Source organism: Rhodococcus sp. IEGM 1302, assembly GCF_030056935.1.
Classification (GTDB): domain Bacteria; phylum Actinomycetota; class Actinomycetes; order Mycobacteriales; family Mycobacteriaceae; genus Rhodococcus_F; species Rhodococcus_F qingshengii.
Genome location: NZ_JASHKY010000051.1, coordinates 1 through 12,853 on the forward strand (window position 1 = coordinate 1; position 12,853 = coordinate 12,853).

Here is a 12,853-nt window from a genome sequence, read left to right on the forward strand (position 1 = left end):
GTAGGCGAGGTTGTCGATTCGGATCGGCGCGGCCGGAACCGGCTGCCCGACACCGTCGCCGTGGATGTCGTCCATTGTCATCCACGGAACCGGGCGGGGCAGTGATTCGATCACCGCTTCCGTCGTCACTCCGCGAGTGGCTCCGGAGTCGGTGAGCATGTGCAGAATGCGATCGGCGGGGTATCGCGGATCGACCGGAACAAACGCGGCGCCGGTCAAGGAAACGCCCCACAAGGCGACGATCGAGTCGATCGAGCGCGGAATCGCGATCGCCACAATGTCTTCGGCACCGATCCCTTCCGTGGTCAGACGGCGGGCAAGCGCCGATGCACGGGCGAAGAGATCTCGGTAGAGCACGGTGGTGTCACCGGATCGAAGGGCCACCGAATCGCCTGAACGGGTGGCGGTCCGCGTCAATATTTCGGCCAAGGTGCGCGAACTGGTCCACGCCGGACCTCGTACCGGCATCAGCGACGCCCGCTCGAGGGTGCTGAGGAAATCTAGGTCGTCGATCGCGGCGTCCGGATCTGCGGCGACGGCGCGGGCCACCGACTGCACACGCGCGGCGATCGTTTCCGCGGTGGCAATGTCGAAGAGCGCCTCGGCGAACCTGAGCGACCCGGTGATCTCGGTCTTCTCGGAATCGCCTGCCAGCAGGGTGAACTCGAGGTCGAACTTCGCGACGGACGGTTCGAGTGCTTGCGCTTCGAGATGCGCGTCGTGGACCGTGACCTGCGGCGAGACCACATTCTGGTGGTACGACAGCATGACCTGGAACAGGGGGTGTCGCGTAGTGGACCGGTCGAGATCGAGGGCGTCGACCAGCACCTCGAAGGGCAGCTCGGGGTGCGCGAAGGCGGCAAGGTCGCGTTCACGGACGACCTCGAGCAGGGAGGTGAACGACGCTCGGTGATCGACCGGCGTCCGAAGCGGTACCGAATTGACGAACATCCCGATCAGGGAATCCAGCTCGGGTCGCCCGCGGCCTGCCACCGGGGTGCCGACCACCACGTCGTCGGTTGCACCGAGACGCGCGAGAACAACCGCCAGGATCGCGTGTACGACCATGAACTGCGTCGAGCCACTGCGCCTCGCCAAGGCGGCGAGACGCTCCCCGGTCGCCGCGTCGATGACGATCGGCACCGATCCGACGGCGGTCGTGGAGACAGATCCGCGTGGGCGATCGACCGGTAGCAGTACCTCGTCCGGGGCACCAGCCATGGCAGTGGTCCAGAAGGTCAGTTCGCGGGCAGCCAGAGACTCCTGGTCGCCGACCTGTCCGAGCGAGTCTTGCTGCCACACCGCGTAGTCGGCGTACTGCACGTCGAGCGGTGTGAAAACCGGGGCGTCTCCGACGACGCGTGCGGAGTACGCCGCGACGAAATCTGCCGCAAAGGGAGTCAGGGACCAGCCGTCGAAGGCGATGTGATGGATGACGACGACCAGTACGTGAGCGCCGGCGTCCTCGCGCACCAGCATGGCCCGAATCGGCAGATCCGAACCGAGATCGAACCCACGCGCCGCGAACTCCGTCGTCGCCACGTCGACACCTTCGGATCCGCAGTAGCGCTCGACGGAGAACTGCACGTCGGAGAGCGCTCGGATGACCTGGCTCGGGCCGTCGGCGCTGTCGACGTAGATCGTTCGAAGCACCTCATGGCGTGCAATGACGTCCGTAAGCGCCTCCTCGAGTGCATCGCCGTGGATGTCTCCGGTGATGCGGATCGCGAACGGAATGTTGTAGACCGCGGACTGGGGGTCGAAGCGATTGACGAACCACAGGCGCTGTTGCGCGGCGGAGAGCGGTAGGCGGTCCGGCCGAGCACCGGCGCTCAGGGCAGGTCGATCGTCTGATGCTTCGGCGCTCGCCGCCAGACGTGCAGCGAGCGCTTCGACGGTCGGTGCTTCGAAGATCGAGCGCACGTCCACGGTGAGTCCCGTCGCTGCGCTCAACCGCGCGGACACCTGCGTCGCGACGAGCGAGTTGCCCCCGAGATCGAAGAAGCTGTCTCCAGCTCGGACCTCGGGTACGTCGAGCAGTGAAGCAAAAACGTCGGCAACGGTTCGTTCGAGTCCGGCCTCGGGTTCACGGCCCGTTCCGAGGATTTCGCGCGGTATCGGCGTCGGCAACGCTCTGCGATCGAGTTTGCCGACCGGAGTCAACGGAATGGCGTCGATCGGGGTGATCGACGACGGAATCATGTAGCGCGGCAGCGTGTCGGCGAGTCCCACGAACAGCGACTCGATATCAGCGTCGCCGCTCAGCAACACGTACGACGCCAGAGTGGTACCCGCGGCGGATTCGACGGGAATCGTCGTGGCGAACTGGACGAGGGGGGAATCCATCAGAGCAGCGTCGATCTCGCCGAGTTCGATGCGGAACCCGCGGATCTTGAGCTGATGATCGCTGCGGCTCACGTAGCGAAGGGTCAGGTCCTTGGTCCAGCGGACCAGGTCACCGGTTCTGTACATCCGGGCACCGGGCGTCGAGTACGGATGCGCGACAAACCGATCCGACGTCAGCGCGGGACGAAGGTGGTAACCACGTGCAAGGCCCGGCCCACCGATGTACAGCTCGCCGACGCCGCCGATCGGGACCGGTTGCAGCCGAGAGTCGAGCACCACGGCGTCGATTCCGCGGATGGGACCGCCGATGGTGATCGGCTCCCCCGGTGGGAGTGGGTCACTGATGGCAACCATGACAGTGGTTTCGGTCGGACCGTATCCGTTGTGCAGTCTGCGCCCGTTGCCCCAGCTCGAGACCAATTCCGGCGTGCACACGTCGCCGCCGACGACTACGCATTCCAGTGCCGTCACGCCCGCCGGATCGACGGTCGCCAGCGCAGCCGGAGTGATGAAGGCATGAGTGACCTCGTGGCTTCGGAGGAACTCGCTCAACGCCTCCCCTCCGTAGATGTCGGGAGGGGCGATCACCATCGTCGCGCCGGTCGAACCGGCGAGCAGTAGCTCGAGTACGGCGCCGTCGAAGCTCGGTGACGCAAAATGCAGAGTTCGCGACCCGGCGGTGATCCGGTACCGATCCTGTTGTTCGCGAGCAAGATTGGCCAAACCCGCGTGAGTGACGACGGTGCCCTTCGGCACTCCGGTCGAGCCGGAGGTGTAGATGACGTACGCAGCCGACGCCGCAGTGATCGACGCTGTTCTGTCAGCGTCGTCGATGGCAGCGTCGGAGTAGGCGGCACATTCTGCAACCGTGTCCGCGTCGCCGAGGTCGATCCAGACTGCGACGTTCCCACCGGCTGCCGGACCGGCCGCAACCTCGGCGGACCGAATTCCGATCCGCACACCTGAATCCGCGAGCATGTGCGCAACTCGATCTGCGGGATAACGGGGATCGACCGGGACGAAAACGCCACCGGCTTTGGTGACCGACCAGACTGCGAGCACGGAGTCGACCGATCGGGCAACTGCCAGTGCGACCGGTGTCTCGGGGCCGACGCCCAGGTCCATGAGGTATCGAGCGATCCGATTCGATCGACGCTCCAGCTCCCCGTACGAGAGTGAGCGCTCGGAGTCTTCGAGGGCGATCGCGTCGGGATACTTCCTCGCGGTGTCTCCGAGGATCTGCGCCAGCGTCGATTCGCCTACCGAAGCCACGCCGCGCCGCGGCAATATCGCGGCACTCTCCCGGGATCCGAGTACACGAAGATCACCAACCGGTGCAGTCGGTTCCGACACTGCCGATTCCACGAGGGTCACGAAGTTTCGCGCCAACGCTTCGACGGTCGCGCTGTCGAACAGGTCGGTGGAATAGGTGAACGTGGCATCGATCCCAGCTGCGGCCCCGGACTCGTGACGTTCGGTGACGGTGAGCTCGAGGTCGAACTTGGTCAGCCCCGTCTCGACTGCCCGCGCCGTCATCGACACCCCTGCCAGTTCGGCTGTGTGGGTGGTGGCTATCCGCGAGGTGATGGCCGCTTGAAAGACCGGGTGGTGTGCGGGCGAGCGGTCCAGTTCGAGCGCGTCCACGACGACGTCGAAAGGCACGTCCGCATTGTCGAAGGCATCCACGTCGACGGCCCTGACCTGCGACAGGTGTGCGGCAAACGTTACGTCCCGATCGACGACGGTCCGCAGGGCAAGAGTGTTGACGAACATGCCGACGAGCAGATCGAGAGATCTGTCCCCTCGCCCGGCCACCGGTGTTCCGATGACGATGTCGTCCGTGCCGCTGTACCTGGCCAGAAGCAGGGCGAAGCACGCGTGCAGGGCGATGAACGGCGTGGCGTCGTGATCGGCGGCAAGTACAACGAGCTTCTGATGCGTGGAAGCGCCGATTCTGATGTCGACTCCGGCTCCGCGCATGGTCGGGTCGAGTGCGCGCGGACGGTCCGTCGGCAGGTGGAGCTGCTCGGGTGCTCCTGCCAGCTGCCGCTTCCAGAACGTGATCTGTGAGTGGGCAAGCGATTCGGTGGATGCCGTGTCCCCGAGGTGTTCTCGGTGCCAGAGCGTGTAGTCGGCGTACTGCACTGGAAGCGGTGCCCACTGCGGGCTGTTGCCGCCGACGCGAGCGGCGTAAGCGCCGGTGAGATCAGCAGCCAACGGGGCGAGTGACCAACCGTCGGCCACCATGTGATGCAGAACCACTACGAGGACAGCTTCCTCCTCATCGCCTTCCTTCTCGGCGGCGACATTGATCAGCAGGTAGCGCACCGGACGTTCGCGGACCAGATCGAAACCGGCCGAAGAGAATTCGAAGATCACTCTCTCGAGGCTTCCGCGTTCCACGTCGATCGACTCGAGCCCTGCGATCCCCTCGCCCAGGCCCAGAACCTTCTGCGTCGCGTTGTCCCCGACCTGAGGAAACACGGTGCGTAGTGACTCGTGACGTGTCACGACGTCCACGATCGCGGCACTGAGTGCGTCGGGATCGACGGCGCCGCGCAACGACACCGCCAGTGGAATGTTGTACGCACCTGATTCCGGTGCCACGCGGTTCAGGAACCACAGTCGCTGCTGCGCGGGAGCGAGAGGCAGTACAGCCGGCCGGGCCACGACCTGAATACCGTCGGCGTCCGGGGTCTGTGCCGCACGCTCGATCGTCGCCGCGATCCCAGACACCGTGGGATGGTCGAAGAGTGCACGCAGCGGCATTTTAACCCCGGTGGCTTCGGTCAAGCGCGCTACCGCCGTCGTCGCTACCAGCGAGTTTCCGCCCAGATGGAAGAAATTATCGTCGAGTCCGAGCGGTCCACTACTCAGGATGTCAGCCAGAACCGCCGCAACCTTGCCCTCGGTCGGGGTCGTCGGGGGTCGGAAGACCTTGGTGGAGGCCAGGATAGGCGAAGGCAGCGCACGCCGGTCCAGTTTTCCGTTGGTGGTCAACGGAATCGAATCGAGGACCATGAAGGCATCGGGAACCATGTAGGTCGGGAGGGCTTCGGCGGCGTGAGCTCGGAGGGCGTCGGCGTCCACGACGTCGGAAGCGGTCACATAGGTCACGAGAGCGCCGCCCGCCGGCGTCGGAGCCACGACGGTCACGGCATCGTCGATTCCCGGCGCGCTGAGGATGACGGAGTCGATTTCGCCGAGTTCGATCCGGAATCCGCGGATCTTGACCTGCGCGTCGCCGCGTCCGAGGTACTCGAGTTGTCCGGGCGCAATCCATCGTGCGCGGTCGCCGGACCGGTACAACCGTCGTCCGCCGGCATTGAAAGGATCGGCAACGAACCGGCCCGCGGTGAGGTCTGGACGGCCTAGATAGCCACGGGCGAGTTGACCGCCCGCGACATAGATCTCCCCCGCGATCCCCACCGGGACCGGGGAGAGATGCTCGTCGAGCAGGTACACACGAAGTCCGTCGATCGCGTCACCGATCCGGCTGCCGGTCAGCGCACTCGCGCTCGCCCGGTCGAGTTCGAGATGGGTGACGTGCACCGTCGTCTCGGTGATGCCGTACATGTTGACGAGTGCAGGCGCGGATTCCGTGTGACTTTCGTACCCCGGGTGATTGTCGTACCAGCGCCCGAGTCGACGCAGGTCCAAGGCTTCGCCACCGAAGATCACGTACCGGAGCCGGGTCTCCGAATCGGCCCGAAGGTCGGCTTCGATGTACTGGTAGAAGGCCGAGGGCGTCTGATTGAGCACGGTGACGCCTTCTGCGGCGACCAGCGCCCGGAAGGCGTCAGGGTCGCGTGATACCTCGTGATCGACCAGGACCAGCGTTCCGCCGTGGAGCAGCGCGCCCCACAGTTCCCAGACCGAGAAGTCGAAGGCGAACGAGTGGAACATCGTCCACACGTCGTTGCCGTCGAATCCGAATTCGACGTGCGTGTTCTCGAACAATCGCACCACAGCGGCGTGGGTGACGGAGACACCTTTGGGTCGGCCCGTCGACCCCGAGGTGTAGATCACGTACGCCAGATTGTCGGCTCCGTGTCCGCGCGGGCGCTCATCGGTTTCCAGACTCTCACCGGAGTATTCGTCGGATTCGACGCCGACGACCACCACGTCAGAGTTCGGGAAGGCGGAGTTCGGGAAAGTGGAATCGGAGATGACGCACACCGGTTGCGCATCCTCGACCACGTATGCCAAACGCTCGGCGGGGTGTGCACGATCGAGTGGGAGGTATCCGCCGCCGGCCTTCACTACCGCGACAGCGGCAACGATCATGTCCACGGATTTCGGCAGCATGATTCCGACCAACGACTCGGATTGCACGCCATGATCGACGAGCTTGCGCGCCAACTGATTCGATCGTCGATCGAGTTCGCGGTACGACACGCGCTCGCTACCTGCGACAACGGCGATCGCTTCCGGGGTCGCCCGAATGCGGTCGGAAAGGATCTCGGAGAGCGTTCGGACCGGGGTAATCGGCAGAACGGGCGGCACCAGCGCCTGGCGCGCGTCCGGGCGCAGTAGATCCACTGAGCCGAGCGCCGAGTGCGGAGCACCGACCATCGCGGTCAAGATTCGTAGATAACGGTCGGCGAGGTCCTCGGCTTGCTCCTTCGTGCCGAGCCAATCCAGAACACCGGAGATCGGCTGATCGAAATCGGCATGCTCACCAGTCGGAATCGCCAGGGAGACAAACAGTTCCGGCACGGTGGCCAGATCCGATCCGATAGGCGCACCGACCATGAGCCCCGGAAATCTCGGGTGAGCATCCAGCGGCTCCTCGAAGCAGACCATCGCCCGGAACAACGGGCCCGTCTCGACCCAGCGGCCGTCACCGAGTGCGGCGGTCACCGAAGACAGAAGAATGTCTGCGTGTTCGAGAGCTTCGATTGCGACGGTGTCCACCGCACCGACCAGGTCGGTGAGCGTCATGGTGTTCGACACCGTCGAGCGAAGCACCAACTGGTTGGCGAACATCGAGACGAAATCGTCCGGATTGGAGGCGCCGTATCCTCGGACCGAGACGCCGATCGACACCTCGTCAGCCGAACCGACGCGGCGCAGCAGTCCGGCCATCGCAGACTGGAACAGCACGAACAGACTCGTGTTCATCGTCGTCGCCATCGTCTCGAGGCTCCGGCAGAGGCCTGCCTCGATCTCGAGGGGCGTGGACGTTCGACCGGTTCCGGCGACGACCGGCAAACCCAGTTCCTCGGCGGGGTTCGACAAGGTCGCAGACCAGTACTCGACGTTGCGGGCGTGTTGAACTTCGGCGATCCATTTACCCGCGGCGTCGGGGTCGATATCCATCAATCGAGTTCCCGATTCCGCAGCGCAGAACAAGTCGAGGAACTCGAGGAAACGCCGGTGGTGACGCGAGATGTCCTCGTTGGTGTACAGGTCTGGATTCGCGGCGAAGTCGATCTGGATCTCTTCGGCTGCGGAAGTCTGATAGACGTTGACGGAGAGGTCTTCGATCGGCCCGGTCGAGATCACGTTCAGTTCGCCGTGCGCGTCCCCGAGAGTGATTCCGGAATGGAACAGCATGAGGTTGATCAACGGCCCGTGGAAGCCTCGTCCGTCGGCGATGCTGTGATCACCGGCGTTGAGGTCGCGTCGTAGGTCCTCGTGGCGGTATTTCTGATGACGCAGTGCGCCGGTGAGTTCGATCTTCACCTCGTGCAGCAAGTCCCCGACCGCGAAATGCGGATCGACGCTCGCACGTATCGGAACGACGTTCGACATCATTCCGCCGGACCGGCGAGCAGCTTTTGTCGTCCGCCCCGAGACCGGCAGGCTGAGGACCACGTCGCGGGTCCCGGTGGCCCGGGCGAGGTAAGCCGCCAGTGCACCGATCACCACTGACGACGTCGTCACGTCGTGGGCGGCGGCCAGCCGTTCGAGGGAGCTCCGCATTTCCGTAGGTACCGTCGCCGACCGTAGGCGAGACCATGCCTGCGACGGAGCAGTCGAGGACGCGAGCGAGGTTCCGCCCGGTTTGTCGGCCATCTTGGTGTTCCAGTAGTCGCGATCGCGTTCCCACCGGGTTGAGCCCAGATAGTCGGCCTCTGCCTTCACCAACGATTGGAGGGGGGCAGTTACCGCTGGGGGAACTGGCAGATCGCGCACCACAGCGGTGTAGATCTCGGCTGTGCGGTTCATCATCGACATCGCGCCGAAACCGTCGAGCGCTACGTGATGAATACGGCTGTACCAGTAGTAATGGTCGTCGCGAAGCACCAGGACTGCCAGCCTGACCAGGCGATCGGTGAACGGATCGATGGCGGTGGTGTGCTCTCTGCGCATCCATTCCTGCGCTGCAGATTCCGGATCCGATTCGGCGCGAAGATCGACCACGTCGAGGGAGTCGTCCATGTCGAGATCGAGCCACTGACGCGCAACCCCGTCCACCTCGACCAGGCGCAGATATCCGGAGCCGATCTCACGGCCGGTCTGTTTGCTGGCAGCGGTCAGCAGCTCGATGTCGAGTGGGCCGTCCACGTCCACGTACTGAGCGATGCTGACGGGAATCTCGGGTCGAAGCTGTTGTGCGACAAGCAGGGAAAGTTGCGCGGCAGAAAGAGGGAAGGTGAGTTCGTCGTCCGGACGAGCTGCGGAAACGATTCCTCGGTCGGGACTGCCATCCACACGAATCTCCCTCTTACAACTTGATCATGATGCAAACAGGTTTATGCGTCCGCTGGACGCTTCGAACTGATCGGGGCACTTCGAAAATGAGACGAATACTTTGGAAAGCTCGGGTGGAAACTGGCAAATCGCCCGCCGGAGATCACATCGTGACAATCAGCTGCGATGTTACCGATCAGTCAGCTTCCAGCAAATATTCATCAAACAACCATTTGGGACTATTGTCCTGAATATCATGGCTAAAACGGCCCTATATAACAAACCGAAGCGCCGGTACCCGACGAACGGGCACCGACGCTCCGGTGAAATGTATTCAGTTGATCGTGCCGAGGTTGCTTGTCAGACCGTGAAGCCGAGTGCGCGCAGTTGCTCGCGTCCGTCTTCGGTGATCTTGTCCGGTCCCCACGGCGGCAACCACACCCAGTTGATCTTCATGTCGGTACACAGATCGCTACGCACAAGTGCGCCGCGCGCCTGGTCCTCGATCACGTCGGTCAACGGGCACGCCGCCGACGTCAAAGTCATGTCGATCGTGACGACACCGTCGTCTTCGAAGAGTCCGTAGACCAAGCCGAGATCGACGACGTTGATTCCCAGTTCGGGATCGACGACGTCGCGCATCGCTTCTTCGAGTTCGTCGAGTCGCTCAGGCGACGGGACAGTGCCACTGCCCTGTGCGCCACCGAATTCCGCAGTGGAATCGGGATTCGGATTCACCGGAGCGCCGACCTCGGCGTCCTGCACTGGTTGTGTCTCGGTCATGATCCCTGTCCTTCAGTCGTGTCGACCAATTCACTGCTGCTGTCCGCCGTCGTCACAGCACTGCCGTCGACAATCTGGACTACAGCATCCTTGAATGCCATCCATCCGAGCAAGGCGCACTTCACGCGTGCCGGATACTTCGAGACTCCGACGAACGCGATACCGTCGCCGAGAACGTCCTCGTCCCCCTCGACGGTGCCCCGACTGCTCACCATCTCGTTGAACGCCGTCACCGTCTTCAGTGCGTCGGTGACCTGCATCCCGATGACGAGGTCGTTGAGCACCGACGTCGACGCCTGGCTGATCGAACAACCCTGACCGTCGTACGAGACGTCGGAGACCGTTCCGTCCTCGGAGATCTGGACGCGCAACGTCACCTCGTCGCCACACGTCGGGTTGACGTGGTGCACCTCGGCGCCGAACGGCTCACGGAGTCCGCGGCCGTGCGGATGTTTGTAGTGATCGAGGATCACTTCCTGATACATCTGCTCCATGCGCATGATTCAGTTCAACTCCCCTGCGACACCGAAAAATTCCTGCGCACGCTTGATCGCGGCAACGAGAACATCGATTTCCGCGGTGGTGTTGTAGAGCGCAAACGACGCACGGGCCGTCGCAGCGACACCGAACTTACGATGCAGCGGCCACGCACAATGGTGTCCGACGCGAATCGCGACGCCCTCGTCGTCGAGGATCTGTCCGAGGTCGTGGGCGTGAATACCGTCCACGACAAAGGAAATCGCTCCGCCGCGGTTCTCGGACGTCTGCGGTCCGATGATGCGCAGACCTTCGATCGCCGACAACTTTTCGAGAGCAGCCTCCACCAACACGTGCTCGTGCGCGGCGACGGCGTCCATCCCGAAGGTGTTCAGGTAATCCACGGCAGCGCCCAACCCGACCACCTGTGAGGTCATCGGTACGCCGGCTTCGAAACGCTGAGGCGGCGGCGCGTAGGTGCTGACCTCCATGGTGACCGTCTCGATCATCGAGCCACCGGTGATGAACGGAGGCATTGCTGCCAGCAGTTCACGACGGCCGTAGAGAACTCCGACCCCCGAAGGGCCGAGCATCTTGTGACCGGAGAACGCCGCGTAGTCCACTCCCAGTTCGTGGAAGTCGACCGCCATGTGAGGCACCGACTGGCACGCGTCGAGCACGACGAGTGCACCGACGGCGCGTGCTCGTCGCACCAATTCCTCGACGGGCGCGATCGCGCCGGTCACGTTGGACTGGTGGGTGAACGAAACGACCTTCACCGCGTCCGTCAGCTCCAGCGAATCAAGATCGATCCGGCCGTCGTCGGTGACGCCGTACCACTTGAGCGTCGCACCGGTTCGGCGCGCAAGTTCCTGCCAGGGAACGAGGTTGGCGTGGTGTTCGAGTTCGGTGATGACGATTTCGTCGCCAGGACCGACATGGCGGTCGAAGCGATCGTCACCGAGAACGTAGGTCACCAGATTGAGAGCCTCGGTGGCGTTCTTGGTGAACACCAACTCGTCCGAATCCGCACCCACGAAGGAAGCGATGGTGGCGCGAGCATTCTCGTACGCGTCAGTCGCCTCTTCTGCGAGCTGATGAGCACCCCGGTGTACTGCCGCGTTACACGTGGTCAGGAAGTCCCGTTCGGCATCGAGAACCTGGACCGGACGCTGCGAGGTAGCGCCGGAATCCAAGTACACCAAAGGTTTTCCGTCGCGCACGGTTCGCGCCAGGATCGGGAAGTCGGCCCGAACCGCTGTGACGTCGAGCTCGCGCACCGAGGTGGTCATCGTGATTACGCTCCCTGGGTAGCTGCGGTGTCCGCGGTGAAACGAACGTAGCCGTTGGTCTCGAGCTCGTCGGCCAGCTCCGGTCCACCGGACTCGACGATGCGGCCACCGACGAACACGTGAACGAAGTCGGGGTTGATGTAGCGCAGAATGCGCGTGTAGTGCGTGATCAGCAGAACGCCGCCGTTCTCGCGCTCCTTGTAGCGGTTGACGCCTTCGGAGACGGTGCGCAGAGCGTCGACGTCGAGGCCGGAATCGGTCTCGTCGAGGATCGCGATCTTCGGCTTGAGCATGCCCAACTGCAGGATCTCGTGGCGCTTCTTCTCGCCACCGGAGAAGCCTTCGTTGACCGAGCGCTCGATGAACGAGGGATCGATCTCGAGCTCGCTGAGGGCTTCCTTGACTTCCTTGACCCAGTGGCGCAGCTTGGGAGCCTCGCCTCGCACGGCCGTAGCGGCGGTGCGCAGGAAGTTGGACATGGAAACGCCGGGAACCTCGACGGGGTACTGCATGGCCAGGAAGAGCCCGGCACGTGCACGCTCGTCGACGCTCATTGCAAGGACGTCTTCACCGTTGAGGGTGATGGAGCCTGACGTGACCTGGTACTTGGGGTGACCGGCGATGGCGTACGACAGAGTCGACTTGCCGGAGCCGTTGGGACCCATGATCGCGTGGGTCTCCCCCGAGCGGACCGTCAGGTCGACGCCCTTGAGGATCTGGATGGGCTCGGCGTTGGCATCGGAGTTGGCGACCTCGACGTGCAGGTCACGAACCTCGAGGACCGAGGTGGTGGTGTTGTCACTGGTAGACATGAAATTCCTTCAAGATGAGGCGGGCGAGCGTAGCGACGGGGTGGTGTCGCATGCGGGGCGGTCAGGAGCCGACGGCTGCGAGTTCGGCTTCGACTGCGGCTTCGAGGCGATCGCGCACCTCGGGAACAGCGATCTTGTTGATGATTTCGTGGAAGAACCCACGTACGACCAGACGACGAGCCTGATCCTCCGGGATACCACGAGCACGCAGGTAGAACAGCTGCTCGTCGTCGAAACGTCCCGTTGCACTTGCGTGGCCGGCCCCGACGATCTCACCGGTCTCGATTTCGAGGTTCGGAACCGAGTCGGCGCGGGCGCCGTCGGTCAGCACCAGGTTGCGGTTGAGCTCGAACGTGTCGGTGCCCTCCGCTGCGGCGCGGATGAGAACGTCGCCGATCCACACGGTGTGCGCGTCGGGCTTGCCGGATCCGGGATCTCCCTGAAGCGCACCCTTGTAGACCACGTTGGACTTGCAGTTGGGCTGCGAATGATCCACCAGCAGAC

The 12,853-nt window shown here is 63.7% G+C and carries 6 protein-coding genes; all 6 read right to left on the minus strand.

The features are described from left to right. Positions 1-9,006, minus strand: a 9,006-nt coding sequence (locus tag QM609_RS28895) for a non-ribosomal peptide synthetase (RefSeq protein WP_283337646.1), incomplete at its 3' end; no start/stop codon positions are given. 339 nt (positions 9,007-9,345) lie between these two features. Continuing rightward, positions 9,346-9,768, minus strand: coding sequence for a metal-sulfur cluster assembly factor (locus QM609_RS28900; RefSeq protein ID WP_003944963.1), 423 nt, complete (start codon positions 9,766-9,768; stop codon positions 9,346-9,348). Next, positions 9,765-10,268 (minus strand): Fe-S cluster assembly sulfur transfer protein SufU, encoded by a 504-nt coding sequence (gene sufU / locus QM609_RS28905; RefSeq protein ID WP_003944894.1) that lies wholly within the window; start codon positions 10,266-10,268, stop codon positions 9,765-9,767. The genes QM609_RS28900 and sufU overlap by 4 nt, the downstream gene beginning before the upstream one ends. 3 nt (positions 10,269-10,271) lie before the next feature. After that, complete coding sequence (locus QM609_RS28910; protein ID WP_003944865.1) at positions 10,272-11,537, minus strand: cysteine desulfurase; 1,266 nt, start codon at positions 11,535-11,537, stop codon at positions 10,272-10,274. Between the two features lie 5 nt (positions 11,538-11,542). After that, positions 11,543-12,349 (minus strand): Fe-S cluster assembly ATPase SufC, encoded by an 807-nt coding sequence (gene sufC, locus QM609_RS28915; RefSeq protein ID WP_003944795.1) that lies wholly within the window; start codon positions 12,347-12,349, stop codon positions 11,543-11,545. A gap of 61 nt (positions 12,350-12,410) precedes the next feature. Beyond that, positions 12,411-12,853: SufD family Fe-S cluster assembly protein (locus QM609_RS28920; RefSeq protein ID WP_283337647.1), on the minus strand; the 443-nt coding region annotated here is incomplete at its 5' end.

What these genes read in the sequence shown, in the direction of transcription:
- QM609_RS28910 (WP_003944865.1), bottom strand. Translation starts at nt 11,537, where the DNA reads ATGACCACCTCGGTGCGCGAGCTCGACGTCACAGCGGTTCGGGCCGAC.
- sufU (WP_003944894.1), bottom strand. Translation starts at nt 10,268, where the DNA reads ATGCGCATGGAGCAGATGTATCAGGAAGTGATCCTCGATCACTACAAA.
- QM609_RS28900 (WP_003944963.1), bottom strand. Translation starts at nt 9,768, where the DNA reads ATGACCGAGACACAACCAGTGCAGGACGCCGAGGTCGGCGCTCCGGTG.
- sufC (WP_003944795.1), bottom strand. Translation starts at nt 12,349, where the DNA reads ATGTCTACCAGTGACAACACCACCACCTCGGTCCTCGAGGTTCGTGAC.